Raw genomic sequence first — 23,167 nt, forward strand, 5'->3', positions numbered from 1 at the left:
GCCCGGCCGGTTCAGCCACCGGAGGAGGCCCGGGACCAGGACCGTCGACCGAACTGCAACTCCGCCAGGTGCCGATACAGCGGGCTCGTCTCGAGCAGCTCGTCGTGGCGCCCGGCCGCCACCAGCCGGCCCTCGTCCATGACCAGCAGCCGGTCGGCGGCCATCACCGTGGCCAGGCGATGGGCGATCACCAGGCTGGTGCGCTCGGCCATCAGCCGGTCCAGGGCCTGCTGGACGAGCCGCTCGCTCTCGGCATCCAGGGCGCTGGTGGCCTCGTCCAGCAGCAGCACGCTCGGCGCCTTCAGCAGGGCCCGGGCGATGGCCAGGCGCTGGCGCTGACCGCCGGAGAGCTGGACGCCGCCCGGCCCCAGCGGAGTATCCAGCCCCTGGGGCAGGGCCTCGAGGAACGCCAGGGCGTTGGCGTCCCGGGCGGCGCGACGCAGTTCCTCGACACTCGCCTCCGGCTTGCCGAAGCGCAGGTTCTCCGCCGCGGTGCCGGTGAACAGCACCGGCTCCTGGGCGACCAGACCGATGCCGGCGCGCAGGGCCTGGAGGTCCAGGTCACGGAGGTCGAGCCCATCCAGGCTCACCCGGCCCCGGTCGGGGTCGTGGAAGCGCAGCAGCAGGGCGAACAGGGTGCTCTTGCCGGCCCCGGACGGCCCGATCAGGGCGACCCGCTCCCCGGCCTGGATCGTCAGGTCGAGGTCGACCAGGGCCGGGCGGTCGCGTCCCGGGTAGGTGAAGGTCACGCCCTCGAGGCGTATCTCGCCGGCCACCGGCGTCGGCAGGGGGTGGGGGTTGGCCGGTGGCGCGATCGCCGGGCGGGCGTCCAGCAGCTCCAGCAGGCGCTCGGCGGCCCCGGCGGCACGTTGCACGTCGCCCGCCACCTCGGCCAGGGTGGCCACCGCCCCGGCGGCCAGCACCGCATAGAAGACGAAGGCCGAGAGCTCGCCGGCGGTGAGCCGTCCGGCGAGCACCGCCTGACCGCCCTGCCAGAGCATCACCCCGACGGCGGCGAAGATCACCAGCATGGCGGCGCCGGTCAGCCAGGCCCGCTGGCGCGTCCGCGCCACCGCGGCGTCGAAGGCCCACTCGACACGGGTCCCGTAGTCGCGCCGATCGACGACTTCATGGTTGAAGGCCTGGATGGTCCGGATGCCGGTCAGCGCCTCCGCCGCATAGCGCCCGAGCTCCGCGACACGATCCTGGCTATGGCGCGAGAGACGCCGCACGCGTCGACCGAACCACAGCAGCGGGGCCAGGGTGGCGGGGATGCCCAGCAGCACCAGGCCCGACAGCCAGGGCTGGGTGATCAGCATCAAGGCGCTGGCGCCGACCAGCATGATCAGGTTGCGCAGCGCCAGCGAGAGGGAAGAGCCGAACAGCGTCTGCAGGACGCTGGTGTCGGCGGTCAGCCGGGAGGCGATCTCGCCGGCGCCCTGGTCGGTGTCCCCGGGGTTCTCGAAGAACCCCGGCTCCAGGTCCAGCAGATGGGCGAAGACGGTGCGGCGCAGGTCGGCGGCGAGACGCTCGCCGATCCAGGTCACCAGGTAGTAGCGCAGCGCCGAGGCACCGGCCAGCACGCCCACCACGGCGAGCATGCCGACCAGGACCCGGTTCAGGCGCGCGGCATCCTCGGCCAGGAAACCCTGGTCGATCACCAGGCGCAGGCCCTGCCCCAGCAGCAGCACGCAGGCGGAGGCCACCAGCAGCGCCAGGCCCGCCAGGGCCAGGCGTCGCCGGTAGGGGCGAAGCAGCGCGGCGAGCCGCAGCAGGATACGCGGGTCGGGGCCGGGGCCCATGGCAGTCTCCCGAGCGAAGGCGTCTCTGCGCACGTTATCAGCCCGCACCGGCCATGCCTAAGCTTGATGGCTCGTCCCGGAGGCGACATAGTCCAGGCGAATGCCCCTGCCATCATGGAGCCGCCCCATGTCCGACCCTCTCCTCCTGGGCTGTGCCCACTGTGCCGCCGTGAATCGTGTCGCGGCCGATCGCCTGACCACCGGTCCCCGCTGCGGCAAGTGCCGGGAGCCGCTGTTCACGGGGGAGCCCGTGCCCCTGACCGCCGACAACTTCCCGGCCCTGGTCGGCCGCAGCTCATTGCCGGTGGTGGTGGATTTCTGGGCCAGCTGGTGCGGGCCCTGCAAGATGATGGCGCCGATCTTCGCCCAGGCCGCCCGGGAGCTCGAACCGCGCCTGCGCTTCGCCAAGCTCGACACCGAGGCCGAGCCGACCCTGGCCGGACGATTCGGCATCCGCAGCATTCCCACGCTGATCGTGTTCCGGGAGGGCCGCGAGGTGGCCCGCCAGCCGGGCCTGCTGCAGGGCCCCCAGCTGCGCCAGTGGCTGGCCCCCTTCCTGACCTGAGGCCGTCGCTCAACCGTCCACCACGGACAGGTGGGGGCCCTCGTCGTGGCCGGCGACCATGACCACGTTGCGCCCGATCGCCTTGCCGCGATAGAGGGCCTCGTCGGCGCGCTTGAGCGCCGGGCCGAGCGCGTCCTCGTCGGCCTCCACCCGGGAGATGCCGATGGTCACGGTGAGGCGATCGCCCGCGGCGGGGTCCGGATGGGGCAGGCCTTCGATGCGTCGCCGCAGGCGCTCGGTGATCTCCAGGGCCTGGCCCAGGTCGGCATCGGGCAGCGCGACGACGAATTCCTCGCCGCCGAAGCGGCCGATGAGGTCGATGTCGCGGATGTGCGTCCGGCACTGGCTGGCCACCTGAACCAGGACCCGATCCCCGGTCGCATGCCCGTAACGGTCGTTGATGGTCTTGAAGTGATCGAGGTCGATCATGCACAGGGTCATGGGGCTGCCATGGCGTCGCGCCCGGCGCAGGGCCCGGTCGGCCCGTTCGAAGAAGCGGCGTCGATTGTCGAGTCCGGTGAGCTCGTCGGTGCCGGCCATGTGGCGCAGGCGTTCCTCGAGCCGCTTGCGCTCCTGGATCTCGCCCTGGAGGCGTTGGCAGAAGGCTCGCTCGTCGAGCAGCGAGGCATACTGCTGGCGCCGAAGCCGAGCCAGCCGCCGGGCGGTCAGCCAGCCGACGGTGTTGGCGAAGCCCAGTACGATACCCTGGATCAGGATGACACTGCCGGGCACGCCCGCCCAGACCGTCATGGCGGTCAGGAAGCCCAGCGTCAGGTAGAGATTGGCGGCGACCATCCAGGGGATGCGGTTGGGCACGAACAGGTAGAGCGCCATCACCGCCACGGCGGTGGCCGGGGCATGGGTGCCGATGGTTTCGGGCCGCAAGGGGACGATCAGGATGATCACCGTGCATCCCAGCCAGATCACCGGGTTCAAGGGCAGGAAACGGAAGGTGAGGTCGGGGTCGCGTCGCACCGCCCACCAGGTCAGCAGGCATCCCGCCGAGACCAGCAGGCGCAGCCCGAGCAACTGCCAGAAACTGGCGGATGGGCCCAGCAGGGCATGATCCGCCAGCCCGAGCAGCAGGAACATCAAGGCGCCCACCAGCATGGCCGTACGCAACAGCTCGGCCGTATCGTCGCGGACCGACTGGCGGAAGTGCCTCTCCTGCAGGCGATCCTTGAACTCGCCGCTCCAGGGCGTCAGTTCCAGCTCATCCCGTTCGCGTTCCATCGTCCTTCCTCCCTGCCGTGTAAGAAATCTAGACGGCGGACGGGGCGGGTGGCGAGAGGGAAATCCTGCTACCCCCGCATGAGACGAGGATTTGCGTCATCTCCTGCGCATGGCGGGGGCGATCGATGACAACCTGACGAGCAGCGGGCAGCAGGCTCCCTCATGCTCCGCTCTTCACGGCCGCCGGCGATCGATCTCCTCGTGCAGGCGCCGCCTGAGCTGGCGTTCCTCGTGGAGCGCGGCGAAAAGCTGTTCAACCTATCGACGGGGGCTTTCACTCCTGACGTCGCTTGATCTGGTCCCGCAGGCTCGTCGGCACCTTCTTGATGATCAGTCGGTCCCGATCCTCGTCGTACTCCACGGCGGCGCCCAGCAGGTGGGAATCGAAGCTGATCGAGACGCCCGCGGCCCGGCCGGTGAACCGCTTGAAGGCCTTGAGGGTGCGCTTGTCCGGCGGGATCTCGGGAGCCAGGCCATAGTCGCTGTTGCGGATGTGGTCGTAGAAGGCCCTGGGCTGCTGCTCGTCGACCAGCTCCGAGAGCTCCTCCAGGCTGATCGGCTCGCCGCGGCTGGCCTGGTCGCTGGCGTAGTCGATCAGGGCGTCGGTCTTCTCGCGACTGGTGTCCTCGGGGAGGTCCTCCTGCTCCACATAGTCGCTGAAGGCCTTGAGCAGGGTACGGGTCTCCTGGGAAGCATCCAGGGGTTCATGCACGCCCAGCGCCTCGGCGAAGCCCTCGGCCAGCGCCTTGCCGCCCCGGTCCCGGGTCCAGGACAGGTAGGGGTGAGAGGCCGAGCCGCCCTGCCACTGGCCGATGTCGAGACGGGCGGCCAGGGGCATCTGGGCGAGGTTGAGCTGGCGGGTCGGGACCACCGTCAGGTCGTCATCGATGCCGAAGCCCTCGCGATGGTGGAGCAGCGCGAGGATCAGGTAGCGGGCCTCGCCCTGGCGATGGTCGATGACCAGCAGGTGGCCGCCCAGCGGCAGGTGGGCATCGACCAGCGGAGTCAGGCGCTCGGCCAGTTCCCGGGTCAGGGCGGTGAAGTCGAGCTCCCCGGCGAGGTAGCGGGAGAGGGCCGCGGGAAAGGGGGGAGGCGTCTCGTCGTCCGCGAAGCGGCCCCAGGCCTTGGCCTTGCCATGATAGGCGTCATTCAGGCTGGCCAGCAGGTCGTCCAGGGCCGGCGAGGAGGCCGACGCCGCGCTGCCCGGGAGGAGACGCGCCGGCGTCTCGCCGTCGCCCTTGTCGATGCGGTGGATGATGCTGTGCAGGATCGGCATGGGACCTCCCTCGGTGAACGGACGAGGGAGCGATCATACCCGTCGAGTCGGGGTTCCGACAGCGAGGCGCGATGCGGCGCCCCGGACTCACTCCGCGGCGGCGCCGAGCCGCGCCAGGCGGTCGAACCACTTCTGCCGGGCCGCCTCGTCGAGGTTCTCCACCGAGCCGATCAGGGTCTCGCGCACCGGGGCGAAGCCCACGAAGCCGAGAATGTTGCGCTCCAGCGACTTGACGCTATGGGCCCGGTAGAGGTGGCGGTAGATGGCCGCCGGCATGCCCATGGTCACGACCACCCGGGCCGAACGCCCCTTCAGCCCCTTGTGCCCCAGGGGGTTGCCCTCGACGTACTCGAAGGCGAAGCCCGGCCGCAGCACCTGCTCGAGGAAGGCCTTGACCATCGCCGGCATGTCGCCGAGCCACAGCGGGAAGACCAGCACCAGGTGCCGGCAGGCGGCGATGGCCTGCTGGGCTCGGGCCAGGTGCTCGGGAGGCGCACCCTCCTGCCAGTCGCGCTGGCTGTGCAACAGCGGTACGTCCAGCTTGGCGATGTCGAGGACCTCCACCTGGTGGCCGGCCTGCTCGGCGCCGCGTCGGTAGTGCTCGGCCAGGGCGTGGCAGAGATGCTCGGCCTGGCCGTCGGGATGGCCTTGCAGGATCAGGATGGGTGACGGCATGATCGCTCCTCCCTCCATAGCTGATCCCCCAGCCTAGTCGCGACCTGCGGCGGCCGACTTGCGCGGGATCAAGGCTTGAGCCGATAGCCGGTCCGGAAGATCCAGCTCACCACCGCCAGCGCCACCGTCAGGAAGAGCAGGATCATCCCCAGGCTCGCCCAGATGCTGACGTCGCCCATGCCGTAGAAGCTCCATCGGAAGCCGCTGACCAGGTAGACCACCGGGTTGGCCAGGGTCACCGCCTGCCAGACCGGCGGCAGCATGTCGATGGAGTAGAAGGTGCCGCCGAGGAAGGTCAGCGGGGTGATCACCAGCAGCGGCACCAGCTGCAGCTTCTCGAAGCCGTCCGCCCAGATGCCGATGATGAAGCCGAGCAGGCTGAAGGTGAGGGCGGTGAGCACCAGGAACAGCAGCATCACCAGCGGATGGACGATGGAGAAGGGCACGAAGAGGCTCGCCGTGCCCAGCACGATCAGCCCCAGGATCACCGACTTGGTGGCCGCCGCGCCCACGTAGCCGAGCACCACCTCGAAGTAGGAGATCGGCGCCGAGAGGATCTCGTAGATCGAACCCGAGAAGCGCGGGAAGAAGATGCCGAAGGAGGCGTTGGAGACGCTCTGGGTCAGCAGCATCAGCATGATCAGGCCGGGGACGATGAAGGCCCCGTAGCTTACGCCCTCCACCTCGCTGATGCGGGTGCCGATGGCCGCGCCGAACACCACGAAGTACAGCGAGGTGGAGATCACCGGCGAGACGATGCTTTGCAGCACGGTGCGCAGGCTGCGGGCCATCTCGGCCTGGTAGATGGTCTTCACGGACTGCAGGTTCATGCCTCCTCCCGGACCAGGCGGACGAAGATCTCCTCCAGCGAGCTCTGCCGGGTGTGGAGATCCTTGAAACGGATGCCGGCGGCGTCCAGGTCGGCGAGCAGCTCGGCGATGCCGGCCTGGTCGTCGTCGCCGTCGCGGCGGCCGTCGTAGGTGTAGATCAGCGCTTGGCCGTCCTCGGCCAGGGTCAGGCGATGGTCGTCCAGCCCGTCGGGAAGCCGGTCCAGCGGCTCGCGCAGCTGCAGGGTGAGCTCCTTGCGGCCGAGCTGGCGCATCAGCGCGTGCTTTTCCTCCACCAGCACCAGCTCGCCGGCGCGGATCACCCCGATGCGGTCGGCCATCTCCTCGGCTTCCTCGATGTAGTGGGTGGTGAGGATGATGGTCACCCCGCTGTCGCGCAGCCCCCGCACCACCTCCCACATGTCGCGGCGCAGTTCCACGTCGACGCCGGCGGTGGGCTCGTCGAGGAAGAGGATCTCCGGCTCGTGGGCCAGTGCCTTGGCGATCAGCACCCGGCGCTTCATGCCGCCGGAGAGGGTGATCAGGCGATTGCGTCGCTTGTCCCACAGGGACAGCGATTTCAACACCCGCTCGATATGGGCGGGATCCCTGGGCTTGCCGAACAGCCCGCGGCTGAAGCTCACCGTGTCCCAGACCGTGGAGAAGGCCTCGCTGGTCAGCTCCTGGGGCACCAGGCCGATGATCTCCCGGGCCCGGCGGTAGTCGCGGACGTTGTCGTGTCCGTCCACCAGGACCCGGCCCTCGGTGGCATTGACCAGACCGCAGATCACGCTGATCAGGGTGGTCTTGCCCGCGCCGTTGGGGCCGAGCAGGGCGAAGATCTCGCCGCGGCGTATCGCCAGGTCCACGTCCCTGAGCGCCTGGAAGCCGCTGTCGTAGGTCTTCGACAGCCCCTCCACGCGGATCACGCAGTCCTCACTCACTCTCGCCATCTCCTCGCGCGTCCCCTGCGGGGCGGGAACCTCGTCCCTGTGTGTCAGGCTGGATTCGGTCATGGTGGACGATGTCGGCATGTATCACTATCTCCTCATGGAGCAGGCGTTTCCCCATCCTAGCGCGACGTCTCCCGCGACACACCGCCCATCAAGGACGAAAGCCGCGGTGGATGGCCACGCGCGGCTTTCGCGGTACGGCGTCGGCGACGGGATCAGCTGCGGCTGGTGATTTCCAGCAGGTGATAGCCGAACTGGGTCTTCACCGGGCCATGGACCCGGTTGAGCTCGCCGGAGAACACGACCTTGTCGAACTCGGGGACCATCTGGCCCGGGCCGAAGCTGCCGAGCTCGCCACCCTGCTGGCCGGAGGGGCACCGGGAATGCTCGCGGGCGACCTCGGCGAAGTCGCGGCCGTTCTCGATCTCGGCCTTGAGGGCCTGACACTGGGCTTCGCTGTCGACCAGGATATGACGGGCGGTGGCCTGGGTCATGGGAGTCTCCTCGATGGGGCACGGGGTGCCGATGGTGGGAGGGAAGAGCATAGCATGGCGGCGAGGGGCTGGCTGCGCTTGTCGCGAGTGCAGGCGACGGGCAGAGCAGGCGGCTAAGCTGAAGCGCAGGCAGGCCAGCGAGCGGAGGCGGCGATGAACGGGAAAGCGGGCTTCCAGGGCGGGCGTAACATCGCCCTGAAGGTGCCGCCCCACCAGTACGAGGCGACGGTGGGGTTCTACCGGGATGTGCTGGGCCTCCCCCAGATCGAGGCCGGCCGGCCCTCGATGGTCTTCGCCTTCGGGGCCAACCAGCTGTGGATCGACCCCGTACCGGGGCTCAGCCAGGCCGAGACCTGGCTCGAGGTGGTCACCGATGACGCCAGTGCCGCGGCCGAGCGGCTCCAGGCCGCCGGCGTGGTGCGCTGCGACGAGATCGAGCCCTTGCCGGAGGGCTTCGATGCCTTCTGGATCTCCAGCCCCGCCCAGATCATCCACCTGGTCTGCCAGGAGCAGGAATCCATGTGAGGAGGGCCGCCGCCGAGGGGCGAGGGCAAGACATAGCCTTCGATGCCTCGGTCATCCTCGGAGGCACTACCTCCCGCGTCGTCTGGCGCCCCTCCTGCCGATCACCGGCCGCTATCGCCTTGGCCTCGCCGTCCACCGTTCCCCGCGTCATGACGCCCTCCGGGCTCAGGCGCTCGTGTCTCGCCGCGTCTGTGCCAGGTCGGTGCCTTCCGGGGGTGAGGCGGGGCCACCGCGGACTCATTCATCCAGGCTGGCGCTGGTCCGTTCGGTCGCCAGGATGACGTCCCGGGTCCTGACGTCCTCCTCGGCGATCTCCTCGGCAAGGAAGTCCAGCAGGGCCCGGACCGAGGGCAGCAGGCAGCGCCGGGACGGGAAGACGGCATGCAGGATGCCGCCCCGGGGCGCCCAGCCCGGCAGCACGTCGACCAGCCGGCCGGCCTGCAGGTCCCGCCCGGCGACCAGCAGGGCCAGCTTGACCACGCCCATCCCCGCCAGGGCCGCCTCGTGCAGGGTCTCGGCGCTGTCCGTCACCAGCCGGGGGCGGTGCGGGATCTGGGCGGTGACCCCGTCCGGACCGACCAGGTCCCAGCGATGCTGCTTGTCGGGCTGCTCGAAGTCCAGGGTGGGGAGTTGGCACAGGTCGGCGGGCGCGCGAGGCCGAGGATGGTCCTCGAACAGGCTCGGGGCCGCCACCAGCCGCTGGGGGCTGCGCGACAGCACCTTCATGGTCAGGTCGCTGTCCTCGAGGGGCGGGAAGCGGATGCGGATCGCCATGTCGAAGCCTTCCTTGACCACGTCCACCCGGCGGCTGGTGGCCTCCACCTGGACATCGACCTTGGGGAACTTCGTCATGAAGCGGACCAGCAGGGGAGTGATCAGGTAATGCAGCACGCTCGGCGAGCAGCTCAGCCGTACCACGCCCCGGGGCTCGGCGCGATTGCGCTGGATCAGCTCGTCCGCCGCCTCGGCCTCCACCAGCATCGCCACGCAATGGCGATAGTAGGCCTGGCCGATCTCGGTCACCGAGAAGTGGCGCGTCGAGCGATTCACCAGCCGGGTCTCCAGGCGCTCCTCCAGCTGGGCGATGCGCCGGCTCAGTTTCGACTTGGGGATGCCCAGGGCACGGCCGGCCGGCGCGAACCCTCCGTGATCCACTACCTGTACGAAGTAATAGAGGTCGTTGAGGTCCTGCATTCAATCGTCCTATTCATGCAACGGTCCGTGCCGTATGTGCCGTCTAGTGGGTTTGCCGTTCATTAAATAGGCTTATTGCCATCGAGGCCACCCGCCTCCCCTCAACACAATGGAGCCTGACGATGAAGAAGATCCAAGCCGTATACGGCGCGCCCCACGGCCATTGGGTCGGTGACGGCTTCCCCGTGCGTTCCCTGCTCACCTATGACCGCATGGGCGCCGAGCACATCAGCCCCTTCCTGATGCTGGATCATGCCGGCCCCCACACCTTCAAGCCCGCCAGGCGGCCGCGCGGCGTGGGGCAGCACCTCCACCGCGGCTTCGAGACGGTGACCCTGGTCTACGAAGGAGAGCTCGAGCACCGCGACTCCACCGGCAGCGGCGGGACGATCGGCGAGGGGGACGTGCAGTGGATGACCGCCGGAGGCGGCATCATCCACGAGGAGTTCCATTCCCGGGCCTTCACCGAGCGTGGCGGCCGGCTGGAGATGGTGCAGCTCTGGGTCAACCTGCCGGCCCGGGACAAGGACGCTCCGGCCGCCTACCAGACGCTGCTCGATGCCGACATTCCCAGCGTGGCGCTGGACGACGAGGCCGGCCGGGTACGCGTGGTGGCGGGACACTATCTTGGACATGAGGGACCGGCCAGCACCTTCACCCCGATCAACATGTGGGACGTGCGGCTGGCCGCGGGGCGGCATGCCGCGCTGCCGGTGCCGGAGGGTCACACCACCCTGCTGGTGGTCCTGGCGGGCACCGTCCAGGTCAACGGCGAGACCATCGTGCGCGACGAGGCCGTGGTGAGCTTCGAGCGTCGTGGCGAGGAGGTGCACCTGGAGGCCAACAACGACGCCAAGCTGCTGCTGCTCAGCGGCGAGCCCATCGAGGAGCCGGTCGTCGGCCACGGGCCCTTCGTGATGAACAGCGTGGAGGAGATCCACCAAGCCTTCGCCGACTTCCAGCGCGGGAAGTACGGCGCCCTGAACGCCTAGCGGGAGGATATCCGTTGGCGTTCGTCCCCGGCGGCCGAGCCGCCGGGTTTCCCCCCTGATGCAATAGGAGAGTGATCATGTCCTTCACCTACAATCGCCTCGACAAGGACGACGTGGCCCTGCTGATGGTCGACCATCAGGCCGGCCTGCTGTCCCTGGCCCGCGATTTCAGTGCCGACGAGTTCAAGAACAACGTTCTGGCGCTGGCGGATATCGCCAAGTTCTTCGAGATTCCCACCATCCTCACTACCAGCTTCGAGACCGGCCCCAACGGCCCGATCGTCCCGGAGCTCAAGGAGATGTTCCCCGAGGCGCCGTACCTCGCCCGCCCGGGCCAGATCAATGCCTGGGACAACGAGGACTTCGTCGCCGCCGTCAAGGCCACCGGCAAGAAGCAGCTGCTGGTCGCCGGCGTGGTCACCGAGGTCTGCGTGAGCTTCCCGGTGCTCTCCGCCCTGGAGGAAGGCTACGAGGTCTTCGTGGTCACCGACGCCTCCGGCACCTTCAACCAGACCACTCGAGACGCCGCCTGGGATCGCATGTCCCAGGCCGGGGCCCAGCTGATGACCTGGTTCGGCGTCGGCTGCGAGCTGCACCGTGACTGGCGCAACGACATCGAAGGCTTCGGCGGCCTGCTGGCCGGCCACCTGCCCGCGTACGCCAACCTGATCCAGAGCTACAACCAGCAGACTCAGGGCTAAGCGCGGCCGGCTCGGCCCCGGGGAAATGGTTTGCATGGCGACATGCATGCCCCCCGGGCCGAGCCCCATTCGTTCCTGAAGGAAGGATATCCCATGAGCACATTCATCGAAGATCGTGACCTGGCCTCGTCCCGCGACTGTCCCATCGTCGAGGGCAAGCGCCAGATCCAGCACGTGGCGCCGCGCACCGCCGATGTCGGCGGGATCCCCGTCAACCGGGTGCTGCCTTCCCGCCATCGCCGCCTGGTAGGCGCCTGGTGCTTCCTCGACCATGCCGGGCCGGCCGTCTTCAAGGGCGATTCCCGCGGCCTGCGCGTGGGTCCTCATCCGCACATCGGCCTGCAGACCTTCACCTGGATGATCGAGGGCGAGGTACTGCACCGCGACAGCCTGGGCAACGAGCAGGTGATCCGTCCCGGCCAGGTCAACCTGATGACCGCCGGCCGCGGCATCAGCCACACCGAGGAGTCGGTGCCCGGCGAGCGCCACCTGCATGCCGCCCAGCTGTGGATCGCCCTGCCCGAGGCCCATCGCGAGACCGAGCCGCGCTTCGATCACTACCCCGACCTGCCGGCCTGGGAAGCGCAGGGCGTCGCCTTCACCCTGCTCACCGGCGAGTTCGCCGGCCGCAAGGCCCCGACCCTGGCCTTCTCGCCCCTGGTGGGCCTGGATCTCGTCGCCCGGGAGGCGACCACCCTCGAGCTGTCGCTGCGCGAGGACTTCGAGTACGGCCTGCTGTCCCTGGAGGGCGAGCTGGACATCGAGGGCGAGACCTTCCCGCCCAACGAGCTGGCCTACCTGGGCCGCGGGCGAGATCGCGTCACCCTGAGCCTGCCCGAAGGCGCCCGGGTCATCCTGGTCGGGGGCGAGCCCCTGGACGAGGAGATCCTCATCTGGTGGAACTTCGTCGGCCACAGCAAGGCCGAGATCGCCGAGGCCCAGCGCGACTGGGAGACCGGCAGCGAGCGCTTCGGCCGCATTCCCGACTACGACGGGGAGCCCCTGACGCCGCCGCCGCTGCCCTGGAAGGCATAGCGATGGCTCCCGGGATCCCCACGGCAAAGGACAGCACATGACCGAGCCCCAAGCCGCGTCACGCCACTCGCAGGAGGGGGGCGTGACCATCCGCATCCATCATCGGGTCCGCCCCGAGGCCCGGGATCGCTACGAGACCTGGCTGCGCCAGATCATCGAGGCCGCCGGCCGCTACGCCGGCCACCAGGGCGTGCATATCCTGCGGCCCCAGGCGGGGGGGCAGGACTACGAGATTGCCGTGCGCTTCGCCTCCGAGGCCCAGGCGGAGCGCTGGCGCTCCTCCGACGATCGCCGCGAGCTGATGGACGACATCCGCGACGTCCTTGAGCAGGACGAGGCGGTCGAGATCCTCTCCGGCATCGATTACTGGTTCACGCCGCCGACCGCCGCCAGCAAGCAGCCCGTGCGCTGGAAGCAGTGGCTGGTCACCACGGGGGTCATCTGGCCGCTCACTATCCTGGTGCCGCTGCTCTGGCAGCCGGTCTTCTCCGTCCTCCCCTGGCTCGATACCTGGGGGCTGCGCCACGGCATCATCGCCGCCACCGTGGTGGCCCTGGTGGTCTATGTGGTTATGCCCCGGGTGGTGCGCCTGGTGGCCCACTGGATGTTCGAGTAGGCCAGCCGGCCGTCCTCAGGCGGGGTCGATGGTCAGCAGCAGCCGCTGCTGATCGGGCCCCACCGCCGGGCTGCGATGCACCAGCCCCCGCGCCTCGTTGCCCACCCAGCCGCTGCCCTTGAGCAGGGCCACGTCGCCGGCCTCCAGCCGACGGATGGCGCCTTCCTCGCGCACGATGTCCGGCTTGCCGGGCGTCGGCGCTCCCAGCCCCGCGCGATTCACCGCCGTCTCGGGCAGCCACTCGCTGCCCGGCCCCAGGTAGGTCGTCACCAGCCGCACCGGCAGGTTGTCGCAATGGAAGCGTGGGCACATGGGGGCGTCCATTCTTCTTAGCCGCACGCCCACCTCGTCGGTGTCGAATAGGCAGGCCATGGCGTCGGCCAGGGTCACGACGTCCTCCACCAGCGGGCCCGAGGCGCCGGGGCAGTGCACGCTCTCCAGCAGGGCGGCGCGCAGGCCGTCGTCCGGGGCACCCCGCCAGCTGAACGCCAGCGGGCGCTCGGCCCGGGTCTGGGCCAGGGCCCCGGCCAGCAGGTCGTGGGGCAGGGGGCGGCGCAGCACGGCGAGATTGATGGCGTCCTCGAAGATGCGCGGCAGCACCTCGATCCCCCCGCCTTCCGCCCAGTGAGACGTCGTGGCGGTCAGGTCGAAGGTGGGCAGGGCGGCGGTCGGCGACATTCCGGCGGTTCCTTGTCGATATCGGATGAGTCCTGGGATTACGCTTGTATATGATACGTTATAACGTATCATTTTGTGGCGCGACGGCGCCGGATCGCAAGAGCCACTCCCGAAACCACCGACAAGGAACCCGATCGATGAGCGAAGACAGGCTGGCCGATATCCTGGGCGAAGCGGCCATTGGCGACACTCCGTTGGCCTGGGTCGGCATGGAGGGCATCGACCTGCCGCTGCAGATGGCGGGGCAGTCCCTGGCCGCGAAGGCCGACGCGGGCGTCAGCCTGGACGACCCCGAGGCCAGGGGCATCCACATGTCGCGGCTCTACCTGGCCCTCGAGCGGCTGGCGGGCCGGGACCTGACCCTCCCGAGGCTGCGGGAGGTGCTGGCGCACTTTCTCGACAGCCACCACGGGCTCTCGCAGCAGGCCTTCCTCGACCTGAGCGGGGAGGCGCTGCTGCGCCGGCCCGCCCTGATCAGCCCCCTGGCGGGCTGGAAGGCCTATCCGATGGCCATCCGAACGCGTCTCACCCCCGCGGGCTTCGAGGCGCGGCTGGCGCTGTCCATCGGCTACTCCTCGACCTGTCCCTGTTCCGCGGCCCTGGCCCGCCAGCTCATCCAGGAGCGCTTCGACCGTGATTTCGCCGAGCAAGACACCGTCGAGTCCCGGGCCATGCGGGACTGGCTGGGCGGCGAGCAGGGCATCGTCGCCACGCCCCACAGCCAGCGCAGCCAGGCGCATCTGGCGCTGCTCCTGGCCCCCGACACCGAGACCCTCCCCGTGGCCGAGGTCGTCGACCGGGCGGAAGCGGCCCTGGGCACCGCCCTGCAGACCGCGGTCAAGCGGGTCGACGAGCAGGCCTTCGCCCTGGCCAACGGCCAGAACCTGATGTTCTGCGAGGATGCCGCCCGTCGGCTGCATCGCGCCCTGCGCGACCAGCCAGGCATCGAGGGCTTCTCCCTGCGGGTGGTGCATGCCGAGAGCCTGCATGCCCACGACGCCGTGGCGCGCAGCCAGTGGAACTGGCAGGAGGGCTGATGGACATCTGGAGGCAGCTGGAAGATGCCGAGCGCGGCGAACGCCGGCCGCTCGAGGCGGTGATCGCGGCCATTCCCTGGAACGCCGACGGCCTGATCACCGCCATCGCCCAGCAGCACGACAGCGGCGAGGTGCTGATGCTCGCCTGGATGAACCGCGAGGCGCTGCGGGAGACCCTGGACACCGGGCGAGTCTGCTACTGGTCGCGCTCGCGGCAGGCCCTGTGGCGCAAGGGCGAGAGCTCGGGCCATCGGCAGCGACTCATCGAGGCCAGGCTGGATTGCGACGGCGATGCCGTGCTGCTGCGGGTCGACCAGCAGGGACCGGCCTGCCATACGGGACGACCCAACTGCTTCTACAACGCCATCCGCGACGATGCGGTGGAGGTCATCACCGCGCCGCTGAGCCCCTGACGGACCTGCCGCCCGAACGCAATGCCACGGGAGCACGATGCAACTCTTGAATACCCTGACCCGTCGGCGCGAGACGCTGTACACCGAACGGCCGGACCGTGTGACGTTCCATGTCTGCGGCCCCACGGTCTACAACCAGGCGCCGCGGGGAGATACCATGCTCGCGCCGGGCACGGCCTGTGCTGCCGTACCCTTCCCCATGACCTGCAGGAGCCGACATGCCCCTACTCGACAGCTTTACCGTGGACCACACCATCATGAGCGCCCCCGCGGTGCGCGTCGCCAAGACCATGCGCTCTCCCTCGGGCGATACCATCACCGTCTTCGACCTGCGCTTCAACAAGCCCAACGAGGACTTGATGGGCGAAAAGGGGGTTCACACCCTCGAGCACCTGTTTGCCGGCTTCATGCGCCAGCACCTGAACGGCGATGGCGTCGAGATCATCGATATCTCCCCCATGGGGTGTCGCACCGGCTTCTACATGAGCCTGCTGGGCAGCCCGAGTGAGCAGAGCGTCGCCGATGCCTGGCAGGCCGCCATGCACGATGTGCTGAACGTCGAGCGCATGGAGGAGATTCCGGAGCTCAACGAGCATCAGTGCGGCACCTACCGGATGCACTCCCTGGAGGAGGCGCAGGAGATCGCTCGGGGCATCATCGAGCAGGGCATTGGCGTCAATCGTAACGACGACCTGGCCCTGAGCCCCGAAAAGCTCAAGGCGCTTGGCAACGACCTGGGGTAGGCGTCTCTACTTCCCGCCGTCCTCGACACGCACAGTCGATCATCGCCCCTTCGCCGTTCCGCGCGAGGGGCCGTATCAGGCTCCCGACCGCGAGGCCCAGCGCCAGGTTGAAGCACTCGATATCGACTGCGTCTTCTCCGAGCCCCAGTACAACCCCGAGCTGGTGCGCAGCGTCTTCGGCGACATGCCCGTGGACACCTCGGTGGTCAGCGACCCCCTGGGCGTGGAGCACGCACCGGGCCCCGATCTCTGTGCCGGCGTCATCCGCGAGCTGGCACAGGGCGTGGCACGCTGTGCGGAGGAGTGACGCGTTTCATCGCGAGGGCCAGGGGCCTCGATGCAAGCGGGGGGTAGCGTGGAAGGTTGAAGATGGCTTGGCCAGCAGCATTGCCCGGTGACATGCGCTGTGCCAGCGTAAGGGAGGACGAGACCGAAGCGCTGCGTTGCGATCGAGAGAGGCCGACCATGACGCCTGAGCACCGCCTGGGCATCCTGCTGCCCGATGATGGCCCGGAGGACTACGAATGGTATGACCTGGCGGCCCGCACCGATGAGGGGCTGCCGGCCATCGCGGTGGGCGGGGTCGCCAGCGATGGCCATCATGCCCCGGCGGCGCTGATGGCCCTGGGCGCGCCCGAGCGGCTCGAGCCGGTGGGTCGGCAACTGGTGGACGAAGGCGCCGAGGCCCTGGTCTGGGCCTGCACCAGCGCGAGCTTCATCGGCGGGCTGGCCTGGGCGCGGGATCAGGCAGCGAGTCTGGAGCGTGCCCTGGGCGTGCCGGTGACCAGCACCGCCCTGGCCTTCCTCGAGGCCCTGGACGCCATGGGCCACTGGCGGGTGGATCTGTTGAGTCCCTATCCCGACGACGTGACCCTGCGGCTGGTGTCCTTCCTGCGCGAGGGCGGCGTCTCGGTGCGGGAGGCCAAGGCCCTAGATTGTCCCTATGCCACCGATTCCCACGCCGCCGACATCCTGGACGAGCTGCGTCGCTTCTGTGCCGATCACCCGAGCGTCTCGATCCCTTTGCTGGTGCCCGACACCGCGGTGAACAGCCTCTCGCTGCTGGACGCGATGCGCCGTGAGGCCCGACGCCCGGTGCTGACCGCGAACCAGGTGACCCTCTGGGCGGGGGTGCGTCGCCTGCCCGATATGGCCTCTTCGTCTCTCGGGCAGGACGAGATGGCTGACTGAGTGGCAGTCCAAGGGCTGATTTTGTCTCAGCTACCCCCGTTTTCTCGCGCCGCCGCGTCCCGGGCCGGGCGCCGGGGGCTATAGTGATGAAGCCAGCGCCGGCCGCTCCAAGGCGGTCAACAGGCGAAGCGCCAAGAACCTGGGCCGCTATCCCCAGTCGACCCGAATTTCTTCCCGCGTCTCCTCTTCCCACACCAGGACGGACATGGCGAGTGGCACGGTTGTGTCCCCCGGGTGGCCATGCCGAGACTTGGCTTCCCATCCGCCGGACGTTGGTAGTGCAGTACTGACGTTGAGGTGTCCCATGAAGCGCACGATCTTGATGGCATGCGGCCTGACCTGCCTGATGGCGGCGGCCGCGGCCCAGGCGGATTCCCTGATGCTCGAGCGACAGGCCGCTCGCCTCAATCAGGGCGGTCCGACGACCAGCGTAATGCCGCTGGGCGATGGGGTGGCCGAAGGCTCTCCGGCCTACTGGGAGCAGCGCAGTGCACGGCTGCAGCAGCCGCTCAGCCCACGCGTCAGCCAACCACGGAAGTATCGCCGTCCCGTCGGGGCCGGCAATCCGTGGCGTTGAGGCCGGGCGAACCAACACGGCCGGGGCCCGCGCCTCGGCCGTTTCGTGTCCGGCCCCCTGGCGGAGACGTCCTGGCTGGGCCAGGCTGCAGGCGGCAACCCCCGATGGAGACGTTCCCATGAGACTCGACGGTTCCTGCCACTGCGGAGCGGTGCGCTTCCGGGTCGAAGCGCCACATCCCTATCCCTTCAATCGCTGCTATTGCTCGATCTGCCGCAAGACCGCCGGCGGAGGCGGCTACGCCATCAATCTCGGGGCGCTGGCCGACACCCTGACGGTCGAGGGGCAGGAGCATGAAACGGTCTACCATGCCGTGATCGACGGGCACGAAAGCCCGGGAGAGCGCCACTTCTGCTCGCGCTGCGGCAGTGCGCTCTGGGTCCATGACCCGCGCTGGCCGGAGCTGGTGCACCCCTTCGCCTCGGCCATCGATACCGAGCTCCCCGTGCCGCCGGAGCGTGTGCACCTGATGCTGGACAGCAAGCCGGCCTGGGTCGAGGTCGAGGCCCGGGAGCAGGACAGGTGCTTCGCCGGCTATCCCGACGAGAGCCTCGCCGAGTGGCACCGGCGGCTCGGCCTGACGCGCTAGGGACCCGGGGGAGAGGCGACCGACGGCGCCGCTGATGGCCACTCCCTTGATCTGGAACAAGTTTCTCCCGTATCAGCGGATGCTGATGAGTGTCAGGATACGATGTCGAGGGACCCGCCGCAGGACGCCGACATCCCGGGCAGGACAACGGATGGGTCCACCCCGCGTCGCTTGTCATACAGGGAGGATTCCATGACGCCCCCCAACGCGTCCTCATCACGCTCCGCCGCCGGCCTGTGGCGGCGCTGGGTCACGGGGAACCTGCAGGTCAAGATCCTGCTGCTGGTATTGATGCCGCTGATCGTCTCGTCGTCGGCCCTGATGGGCTTCGAGGCCTATGACCGGATCCAGGCCAACCAGGCCCGGCTCGCCGAGCAGCGGGAACGCCTCCTCGATTCCCGTCAGCAGGCCATCCGGGGCCACGTCGAGCTCGCCCAGTCCATGGTGCAGCGGATCGCCGAGCGGGTGCCCGAGCCTCGAGAGGCGAAACGCCAGGCGCAGGAGCTGCTGCGCGCCATGCGCTTCGATGGCGATGGTTATCTCTTCGCCTTCCGTTACGACGGGACCATGCTGGTCCAGCCCGCCTCGCCCGAGAGCGAGGGCACCAACATGCTCGGGGCCACCGACGCCAGCGGCCGCCACATGATCCGGGACCTGGCCGAGCGGGCTCGCAACGGCGGCGGCTATTACCGCTACGACTGGCCCCATCCCGCCACCGGCGAGCCGGCGCCCAAGTACTCCTATGCCGCCGCCATTCCCGAATGGGAGTGGGTGATCGGCGCGGGGGTCTACGTGGAGGATCTCGATGCCGCCATGGCCGACATCGCGGCCTCGGCCCACGAGAGCCTGATGGCGACGCTGCTGCGCCTCTTCGTCTTCGGCTGCCTGGTCAACCTCGCCATCACCGGCCTGGCGGCCTGGCTGGCCCGGCGCACCGTCCGGCAGCTGCGGGGCACGGCCACCTCCATCCGCGATATCGCCCGCGAGGTCGCCGCCGGGCGCGGCGACCTGACGCATCGCCTCGAGGTCCGGGGTCACGACGAGGTCGCCGAGCTGGGGGAGCAGTTCAATGCCTTCCTCGAGCGGATGCAGGCCACCCTGCTCGACGTCCAGCGCGGGGCGCGCGAGGTGCATGTCGCCGCCGAGGACATCGCCCAGGGCAGCCAGGAGCTGGCAACCCGCACCGATCAGGCGGCGGCCAACCTCCAGCAGACGTCCTCGGCCATGGAGGAGATCACCTCCACGGTGGAGAACAACGCCGAGCACACCCGAGAGGCCGATCGCCTGGTCCAGGCCGCCGCCGAGGTCGCCCGGGAGGGGCAGGCGGCCATGGGCGAGGTCGAGCGGACCATGCAGGACATCAACGCGTCGTCGACGCGGATCGGCGATATCGTCTCGATGATCGATGCCATCGCCTTCCAGACCAACATCCTGGCGCTGAACGCCTCGGTGGAGGCGGCCCGGGCCGGCGAGCATGGCCGCGGCTTCGCGGTGGTGGCCCAGGAGGTACGCAAGCTGGCCCAGGACTCGGCCGGTGCCGCCCGGGAGATCAAGGGCCTGATCGAGACTTCCACCGAGCATTCCCGGCATGGCGCCGAGATCGTCCAGCGGGCCGGCGAGAAGATGGCCGGCATCCACGAGGGAGTGGGGCAGGTGGCCGCCGTCATCGCCGAGATCACCGCCGGTTCCCGGGAACAGAGCCTGGGCGTCGGCGAGGTCAACACCGCCGTCAGCCAGCTCGATACCATGACCCAGGAAAACGCCGCCATGGTCGAGCAGAGTGCCGGCACGGCGGCGCAGATGCGCGAGCAGGCCGAGCGCCTCAATCGCCTGATCGGGACCTTCGTGCTGGGCGAGCCGGTGTCGGCCGGCCCGGTGCTGCCCCGGGCCCGCCAGCCTGCCGCCGGTCAGGCGGTCCCGGCCCGGCACGCCGAGGAGCCGGAGTGGGAGGCGTTCTGATTCCAGCGAAGCAGCCAGTAAAACGCGCGGCGGGCCCAGGGCCCGCCGCGCTCGTTCCGGAAGGCTCCGGGATCAGTGGAAGACGTTGAAGCTCTCGGCGTTGAGCCACAGGTGCATCAGCACGCTGGCCACGTAGCCCAGCGCGATGACCGGGGCCCAGCGCAGGTGGCCGCCGAAGGTGTAGTTGCCGCGGGCCTGGCCCATCAGCGCCACCCCGGCGGCGGAGCCCACCGAGAGCAGGCTGCCGCCGACCCCGGCGGTCAGGGTGATCAGCAGCCAGTTGCCCATGGACATCTCCGGGTCCATGGAGATGACCGCGAACATCACCGGGATGTTGTCGACCACCGCTGAGACCACGCCCAGCACCACGTTGGCCCAGGTGGGATCCCAGCCGGTGTAGAGGGTCTCGGACAGCAGCGCCAGGTAGCCCATGAAGCCCAGGCCGCCGACGCACACCACCACGCCGTAGAAGAACAGCAGGGTGTCCCACTCGGAGCGGGCGATCCGGGTGAAGACGTCGAAGGGCACCACGCTGCCCAGCGCCTCGAGCTTGCGCCAGTCGCCCCGCTGGCTGTAGCGGGTGCGCTTGCGGGCCAGCGAGCGCGGCAGGCTGCGGCGCAGGTAGTAGCCGAAGAACTGCAGGAAGCCCAGGCCGGTCATCATGCCCAGCGCCGGCGGCAGGTGCAGCACGGTGTGGCACAGCACCGAGATGCTCACGGTAAGCAGGAACAGGAAGACGATGCGGCGGGCGCCGCGCTTGAGCCAGGTGTGCTCCTCGAGGGAGGCGGGCTTGCGGTTCTTGATGAACAGGCTCATCACCAGGGCCGGTACCAGGTAGTTGACCAGCGAGGGACCGAGCAGCTCGAAGAATTCCTGGAACTCGACCAGCTTGGCCTGCCAGACCATCAGGGTGGTGATGTCGCCGAAGGGGCTGAAGGCTCCGCCGGCGTTGGAGGCCACCACGATATTGACGCAGGCCAGGCTGATGTAGCGCTTGTCGCCCTCGGCCACCTTGAGGATCACGGCACACATCAGCATGGCGGTGGTCAGGTTGTTGGCGATCGCCGAGATCATGAAGGCCAGGATCCCGGTGATCCAGAACAGCTTGCGGTAGCTGAAGCCCTTCTCGACCATCCAGGCCCGCAGCTTGTCGAAGACGCGGCGTTCCTCCATGGCGTTGACGTAGGTCATCGCCACCAGCAGGAAGAGCAGCAGCTCGGTGTATTCCAGCAGGGTGTGCTTGAAGGCGGCTTCCGCGGTCTCGGGCAGGCCTTCCTGGACGTAGACCCAACCGATCACCGTCCAGATAAGGCCCGCCGCGACGAGCACCGGCTTCGACTTGCGCATGTGCAGCTGTTCCTCGGCCATCACCAGGGCGTAGGCGGCGATGAAAAGCAACACGGCGATGAAGCCGCTCAGGGAGTAGGTCAGGTCCAGGGGGCCGGCGGCGGCCTGGGCGAAGGGGCTGAACAGCAGCAGACCCGCGAGCACGGCGAAGCCCGGCCACCGGGCGCTGTGCCGGAGCCGGAATTGCGAACGACATCGTGTCAGCATGACAGAGGCATCCTGAGTGGTAGGGAGAGGAGGGGTTAGAAAACGCGCGGAATTTTACTACAAAGCTAGCGAGTTAACTATTTGGTCTTGTCGCGTCGCTTATGAATTCGCGTCATCGGTGTGCGTGTCCGTCAACCTAGCTTGACGGGGCGTCATCGGGCCTGGCCGGGCCGGCGATAGCCTGCTGGCCCATGCTTAAGGGAGGCTTAAGGACGCCGTCGAGGGCCTCGAATGTGGCAGGGAGGGACTCAGCGGGTCACCGAGGGGAACCGGGCCAGCATCTCCCGGGTCGCGTCGCCCCGACGCACCTCCAGGGGGAGCAGGGTGCCCGGCAGCAGGTCATGGATCAGCGCCGACAGCTCGCCGGGGGAGGCCAGCGGTCGCCCCGCGGCGGAGAGGATGATGTCGCCCTCGCGCAGTCCCGTCGCCTCCGCCACGGAGCCGGCCTCCACCGCCTGGACGGTCACGCCGTCCTCGCCGGCGTCGATCAGCACCCCCAGGCGAGGCGGCGCAGGGGGTTCCCCGCCGGGCGGCTCGGCGAGCACGAAGAAGGCGTCGGCCAGACCGTCCGGGGGCGGCTCGCAGGCGTCACCCGGCGACCGGGGCAGGAGGGCGCGCTGGTCGGTCACCCCCAGGTCGGCCAGCTGGTGAGGCACGCCATGCCCGTTCGTCAGGTGACGCCACCCCATCAGCCCCACCACCAGGGCATCGCCCTCGGCCGCCTCGGCCAGGGCCGTGGCCATGGCGCGGTCCCACACCAGTTGGGCGTCGATGAAGCGCTCCAGGACGGTCTCGTCCGTCAGGTCGTGCTCGGCGAAGGCCGTTTCCAGGTCTCGCCGATAGCCCTCCGCGGGCGCGGCCGGCGGGGTGATGCCGTATCGCTCCGCCGCCGGTATCGCCTCCCAGCCCTCCTGGGCCAGGCGACGGCGCAGCTCCCCGGAGACGTTGAGCGCCTTGAGCGGGATCCCGTGCAGCCGGGCGAAGTGCAGGATCGGCAGGTAGAGGTCCGGGTCCAGCCGCCAGTGCGCGTACCAGCCGCTGGCCTCGAGGAACTCGGCCTCGGTGAGTTCCCCGGCCACCCAGGCATCCAGCGCCGGCTGGGACTCCCGGGGCAGCATCTCCAGGCCGATGACCAGGTCCGGGCGCAGGGCGTGCAGGCCGGCCAGGGTGTGCAGCTGCCAGCGATGATGGTCGGCCCGGTCGTGCTGCTCGCCCAGCAGCACGACCTCCTGGTCGGCCATGGCCCGCATCAGGGCGTCGGTGGTCACCGGCGTGCCGTCGCCGGCCAGCCATTGGCCGGGAGCGGGGCAGTCTTGACCGTGGGCCAGGGCGGGCAGGGCCAGGCCGGCCAGCAGGGCCAGGGCGGACAGCGGCGGGAAGCGACGGCGTGACATGGGAACTCCGGACGGCGGTGCTCGGCCCCTCAGCCTACCCGGCGGTCGGCATCCTGCAAAGTGCGGTGCCCCCGTCCGGCCGTTGGCGCCGGCGCTCGCGAGGCATCATCGGGAGCGTTATCCTGTCCGGGTCGGAACATCATC

25 protein-coding genes are annotated in these 23,167 nt (G+C 69.3%); 14 read left to right on the plus strand and 11 right to left on the minus strand.

Annotation, left to right across the window (positions count from 1 at the left end; translation table 11 throughout):
- Nucleotides 1–11: 11 nt before the first annotated feature.
- Entirely contained in the window at nucleotides 12–1,802 is a 1,791-nt protein-coding gene (locus BEI_RS06600) for an ABC transporter transmembrane domain-containing protein (protein WP_097788771.1), read from the minus strand.
- A gap of 127 nt (nucleotides 1,803–1,929) precedes the next feature.
- On the opposite strand from BEI_RS06600, the gene trxC reads away from it, so the two are divergent.
- On the plus strand, nucleotides 1,930–2,367 hold the full coding sequence (gene trxC / locus BEI_RS06605; protein ID WP_097788772.1) for a thioredoxin TrxC: 438 nt from the start codon (nucleotides 1,930–1,932) through the stop codon (nucleotides 2,365–2,367).
- 9 nt (nucleotides 2,368–2,376) lie between these two features.
- Here the strand turns inward: trxC and BEI_RS06610 are convergent, their stop codons facing one another.
- The 6 genes from BEI_RS06610 to BEI_RS06635 all read right to left on the minus strand — a co-directional run bounded on the left by BEI_RS06610 (nucleotide 2,377) and on the right by BEI_RS06635 (nucleotide 7,825).
- Nucleotides 2,377–3,600: a GGDEF domain-containing protein gene (locus tag BEI_RS06610; protein ID WP_097788773.1), complete on the minus strand. Its 1,224-nt coding sequence runs from the start codon at nucleotides 3,598–3,600 to the stop codon at nucleotides 2,377–2,379.
- 274 nt (nucleotides 3,601–3,874) lie between these two features.
- On the minus strand, nucleotides 3,875–4,876 hold the full coding sequence (locus BEI_RS06615) for a nucleoid-associated protein (RefSeq protein WP_097788774.1): 1,002 nt from the start codon (nucleotides 4,874–4,876) through the stop codon (nucleotides 3,875–3,877).
- A gap of 87 nt (nucleotides 4,877–4,963) precedes the next feature.
- Nucleotides 4,964–5,551, minus strand: coding sequence for an NAD(P)H-dependent oxidoreductase (locus tag BEI_RS06620; protein WP_097788775.1), 588 nt, complete (start codon nucleotides 5,549–5,551; stop codon nucleotides 4,964–4,966).
- Between the two features lie 68 nt (nucleotides 5,552–5,619).
- Nucleotides 5,620–6,381, minus strand: coding sequence for an ABC transporter permease (locus BEI_RS06625; RefSeq protein ID WP_097788776.1), 762 nt, complete (start codon nucleotides 6,379–6,381; stop codon nucleotides 5,620–5,622).
- Nucleotides 6,378–7,331, minus strand: a complete 954-nt coding sequence (locus tag BEI_RS06630) for an ATP-binding cassette domain-containing protein (protein WP_097791019.1) — start codon at nucleotides 7,329–7,331, stop codon at nucleotides 6,378–6,380. The genes BEI_RS06625 and BEI_RS06630 overlap by 4 nt, the downstream gene beginning before the upstream one ends.
- 215 nt (nucleotides 7,332–7,546) lie before the next feature.
- Complete coding sequence (locus BEI_RS06635; RefSeq protein WP_097788777.1) at nucleotides 7,547–7,825, minus strand: peptidylprolyl isomerase; 279 nt, start codon at nucleotides 7,823–7,825, stop codon at nucleotides 7,547–7,549.
- A 153-nt stretch (nucleotides 7,826–7,978) separates the two neighbouring features.
- Between BEI_RS06635 and BEI_RS06640 the strand changes: the two genes are divergently transcribed.
- Complete coding sequence (locus tag BEI_RS06640) at nucleotides 7,979–8,350, plus strand: VOC family protein (protein WP_097788778.1); 372 nt, start codon at nucleotides 7,979–7,981, stop codon at nucleotides 8,348–8,350.
- A gap of 237 nt (nucleotides 8,351–8,587) precedes the next feature.
- Here the strand turns inward: BEI_RS06640 and BEI_RS06645 are convergent, their stop codons facing one another.
- Nucleotides 8,588–9,544, minus strand: a complete 957-nt coding sequence (locus BEI_RS06645) for a LysR family transcriptional regulator (RefSeq protein WP_097788779.1) — start codon at nucleotides 9,542–9,544, stop codon at nucleotides 8,588–8,590.
- 122 nt (nucleotides 9,545–9,666) lie between these two features.
- Here BEI_RS06645 and BEI_RS06650 point away from each other — a divergent pair, with 122 nt between their 5' ends.
- The 4 genes from BEI_RS06650 to BEI_RS06665 all read left to right on the plus strand — a co-directional run bounded on the left by BEI_RS06650 (nucleotide 9,667) and on the right by BEI_RS06665 (nucleotide 12,888).
- The gene (locus BEI_RS06650) at nucleotides 9,667–10,536 is read left to right on the plus strand and encodes a pirin family protein (protein WP_097788780.1); all 870 of its coding nucleotides are present in this window, start codon (nucleotides 9,667–9,669) and stop codon (nucleotides 10,534–10,536) included.
- A gap of 77 nt (nucleotides 10,537–10,613) precedes the next feature.
- Nucleotides 10,614–11,237 carry an isochorismate family cysteine hydrolase YcaC gene (ycaC, locus tag BEI_RS06655; protein ID WP_097788781.1) on the plus strand — a complete coding sequence of 208 codons (624 nt, stop codon included), beginning with the start codon at nucleotides 10,614–10,616 and terminating at the stop codon, nucleotides 11,235–11,237.
- A 93-nt stretch (nucleotides 11,238–11,330) separates the two neighbouring features.
- Nucleotides 11,331–12,272, plus strand: coding sequence for a pirin family protein (locus tag BEI_RS06660; RefSeq protein WP_097788782.1), 942 nt, complete (start codon nucleotides 11,331–11,333; stop codon nucleotides 12,270–12,272).
- 37 nt (nucleotides 12,273–12,309) lie between these two features.
- The gene (locus BEI_RS06665) at nucleotides 12,310–12,888 is read left to right on the plus strand and encodes an antibiotic biosynthesis monooxygenase (protein WP_097788783.1); all 579 of its coding nucleotides are present in this window, start codon (nucleotides 12,310–12,312) and stop codon (nucleotides 12,886–12,888) included.
- A 15-nt stretch (nucleotides 12,889–12,903) separates the two neighbouring features.
- On the opposite strand, the gene BEI_RS06670 is transcribed toward BEI_RS06665, so the two are convergent.
- A complete protein-coding gene (locus BEI_RS06670) occupies nucleotides 12,904–13,566 on the minus strand; it encodes a DUF1826 domain-containing protein (RefSeq protein ID WP_097788784.1) in 663 nt (220 codons plus the stop codon).
- Between the two features lie 137 nt (nucleotides 13,567–13,703).
- Here BEI_RS06670 and folE2 point away from each other — a divergent pair, with 137 nt between their 5' ends.
- From folE2 to BEI_RS06710, 8 genes are all read left to right on the plus strand, one after another.
- On the plus strand, nucleotides 13,704–14,603 hold the full coding sequence (folE2, locus tag BEI_RS06675; RefSeq protein WP_097788785.1) for a GTP cyclohydrolase FolE2: 900 nt from the start codon (nucleotides 13,704–13,706) through the stop codon (nucleotides 14,601–14,603).
- Entirely contained in the window at nucleotides 14,603–15,016 is a 414-nt protein-coding gene (gene hisI / locus BEI_RS06680; RefSeq protein WP_097788786.1) for a phosphoribosyl-AMP cyclohydrolase, read from the plus strand. The genes folE2 and hisI overlap by 1 nt, the downstream gene beginning before the upstream one ends.
- Nucleotides 15,017–15,234: 218 nt before the next feature.
- Nucleotides 15,235–15,759, plus strand: a complete 525-nt coding sequence (luxS, locus tag BEI_RS06685; RefSeq protein ID WP_097788787.1) for an S-ribosylhomocysteine lyase — start codon at nucleotides 15,235–15,237, stop codon at nucleotides 15,757–15,759.
- Nucleotides 15,740–16,066: a hypothetical protein gene (locus tag BEI_RS06690; RefSeq protein WP_097788788.1), complete on the plus strand. Its 327-nt coding sequence runs from the start codon at nucleotides 15,740–15,742 to the stop codon at nucleotides 16,064–16,066. The genes luxS and BEI_RS06690 overlap by 20 nt, the downstream gene beginning before the upstream one ends.
- 158 nt (nucleotides 16,067–16,224) lie before the next feature.
- Nucleotides 16,225–16,950: an aspartate racemase/maleate isomerase family protein gene (locus tag BEI_RS06695; RefSeq protein ID WP_097788789.1), complete on the plus strand. Its 726-nt coding sequence runs from the start codon at nucleotides 16,225–16,227 to the stop codon at nucleotides 16,948–16,950.
- 304 nt (nucleotides 16,951–17,254) lie between these two features.
- Nucleotides 17,255–17,527: a hypothetical protein gene (locus BEI_RS06700; RefSeq protein ID WP_097788790.1), complete on the plus strand. Its 273-nt coding sequence runs from the start codon at nucleotides 17,255–17,257 to the stop codon at nucleotides 17,525–17,527.
- 118 nt (nucleotides 17,528–17,645) lie between these two features.
- Nucleotides 17,646–18,116: a GFA family protein gene (locus BEI_RS06705; protein ID WP_097788791.1), complete on the plus strand. Its 471-nt coding sequence runs from the start codon at nucleotides 17,646–17,648 to the stop codon at nucleotides 18,114–18,116.
- Between the two features lie 192 nt (nucleotides 18,117–18,308).
- Nucleotides 18,309–20,075 (plus strand): methyl-accepting chemotaxis protein, encoded by a 1,767-nt coding sequence (locus BEI_RS06710; RefSeq protein ID WP_097788792.1) that lies wholly within the window; start codon nucleotides 18,309–18,311, stop codon nucleotides 20,073–20,075.
- A 72-nt stretch (nucleotides 20,076–20,147) separates the two neighbouring features.
- On the opposite strand, the gene nhaD is transcribed toward BEI_RS06710, so the two are convergent.
- Complete coding sequence (gene nhaD / locus BEI_RS06715) at nucleotides 20,148–21,629, minus strand: sodium:proton antiporter NhaD (protein WP_097788793.1); 1,482 nt, start codon at nucleotides 21,627–21,629, stop codon at nucleotides 20,148–20,150.
- Nucleotides 21,630–21,877: 248 nt separating this feature from the next.
- Nucleotides 21,878–23,023: a ChaN family lipoprotein gene (locus tag BEI_RS06720; protein WP_097788794.1), complete on the minus strand. Its 1,146-nt coding sequence runs from the start codon at nucleotides 23,021–23,023 to the stop codon at nucleotides 21,878–21,880.
- Between the last annotated feature and the right edge of the window lie 144 nt (nucleotides 23,024–23,167).

This window comes from Halomonas beimenensis, from assembly GCF_002549795.1.
In the GTDB taxonomy this organism is placed as follows: Bacteria; Pseudomonadota; Gammaproteobacteria; order Pseudomonadales; family Halomonadaceae; genus Halomonas; species Halomonas beimenensis.

What these genes read in the sequence shown, in the direction of transcription:
- BEI_RS06600 (WP_097788771.1), bottom strand. Translation starts at nt 1,802, where the DNA reads ATGGGCCCCGGCCCCGACCCGCGTATCCTGCTGCGGCTCGCCGCGCTG.
- trxC (WP_097788772.1), top strand. Translation starts at nt 1,930, where the DNA reads ATGTCCGACCCTCTCCTCCTGGGCTGTGCCCACTGTGCCGCCGTGAAT.
- BEI_RS06610 (WP_097788773.1), bottom strand. Translation starts at nt 3,600, where the DNA reads ATGGAACGCGAACGGGATGAGCTGGAACTGACGCCCTGGAGCGGCGAG.
- BEI_RS06615 (WP_097788774.1), bottom strand. Translation starts at nt 4,876, where the DNA reads ATGCCGATCCTGCACAGCATCATCCACCGCATCGACAAGGGCGACGGC.
- BEI_RS06620 (WP_097788775.1), bottom strand. Translation starts at nt 5,551, where the DNA reads ATGCCGTCACCCATCCTGATCCTGCAAGGCCATCCCGACGGCCAGGCC.
- BEI_RS06625 (WP_097788776.1), bottom strand. Translation starts at nt 6,381, where the DNA reads ATGAACCTGCAGTCCGTGAAGACCATCTACCAGGCCGAGATGGCCCGC.
- BEI_RS06630 (WP_097791019.1), bottom strand. Translation starts at nt 7,331, where the DNA reads ATGGCGAGAGTGAGTGAGGACTGCGTGATCCGCGTGGAGGGGCTGTCG.
- BEI_RS06635 (WP_097788777.1), bottom strand. Translation starts at nt 7,825, where the DNA reads ATGACCCAGGCCACCGCCCGTCATATCCTGGTCGACAGCGAAGCCCAG.
- BEI_RS06640 (WP_097788778.1), top strand. Translation starts at nt 7,979, where the DNA reads ATGAACGGGAAAGCGGGCTTCCAGGGCGGGCGTAACATCGCCCTGAAG.
- BEI_RS06645 (WP_097788779.1), bottom strand. Translation starts at nt 9,544, where the DNA reads ATGCAGGACCTCAACGACCTCTATTACTTCGTACAGGTAGTGGATCAC.
- BEI_RS06650 (WP_097788780.1), top strand. Translation starts at nt 9,667, where the DNA reads ATGAAGAAGATCCAAGCCGTATACGGCGCGCCCCACGGCCATTGGGTC.
- ycaC (WP_097788781.1), top strand. Translation starts at nt 10,614, where the DNA reads ATGTCCTTCACCTACAATCGCCTCGACAAGGACGACGTGGCCCTGCTG.
- BEI_RS06660 (WP_097788782.1), top strand. Translation starts at nt 11,331, where the DNA reads ATGAGCACATTCATCGAAGATCGTGACCTGGCCTCGTCCCGCGACTGT.
- BEI_RS06665 (WP_097788783.1), top strand. Translation starts at nt 12,310, where the DNA reads ATGACCGAGCCCCAAGCCGCGTCACGCCACTCGCAGGAGGGGGGCGTG.
- BEI_RS06670 (WP_097788784.1), bottom strand. Translation starts at nt 13,566, where the DNA reads ATGTCGCCGACCGCCGCCCTGCCCACCTTCGACCTGACCGCCACGACG.
- folE2 (WP_097788785.1), top strand. Translation starts at nt 13,704, where the DNA reads ATGAGCGAAGACAGGCTGGCCGATATCCTGGGCGAAGCGGCCATTGGC.
- hisI (WP_097788786.1), top strand. Translation starts at nt 14,603, where the DNA reads ATGGACATCTGGAGGCAGCTGGAAGATGCCGAGCGCGGCGAACGCCGG.
- luxS (WP_097788787.1), top strand. Translation starts at nt 15,235, where the DNA reads ATGCCCCTACTCGACAGCTTTACCGTGGACCACACCATCATGAGCGCC.
- BEI_RS06695 (WP_097788789.1), top strand. Translation starts at nt 16,225, where the DNA reads ATGACGCCTGAGCACCGCCTGGGCATCCTGCTGCCCGATGATGGCCCG.
- BEI_RS06700 (WP_097788790.1), top strand. Translation starts at nt 17,255, where the DNA reads ATGAAGCGCACGATCTTGATGGCATGCGGCCTGACCTGCCTGATGGCG.
- BEI_RS06705 (WP_097788791.1), top strand. Translation starts at nt 17,646, where the DNA reads ATGAGACTCGACGGTTCCTGCCACTGCGGAGCGGTGCGCTTCCGGGTC.
- BEI_RS06710 (WP_097788792.1), top strand. Translation starts at nt 18,309, where the DNA reads ATGACGCCCCCCAACGCGTCCTCATCACGCTCCGCCGCCGGCCTGTGG.
- nhaD (WP_097788793.1), bottom strand. Translation starts at nt 21,629, where the DNA reads ATGCTGACACGATGTCGTTCGCAATTCCGGCTCCGGCACAGCGCCCGG.
- BEI_RS06720 (WP_097788794.1), bottom strand. Translation starts at nt 23,023, where the DNA reads ATGTCACGCCGTCGCTTCCCGCCGCTGTCCGCCCTGGCCCTGCTGGCC.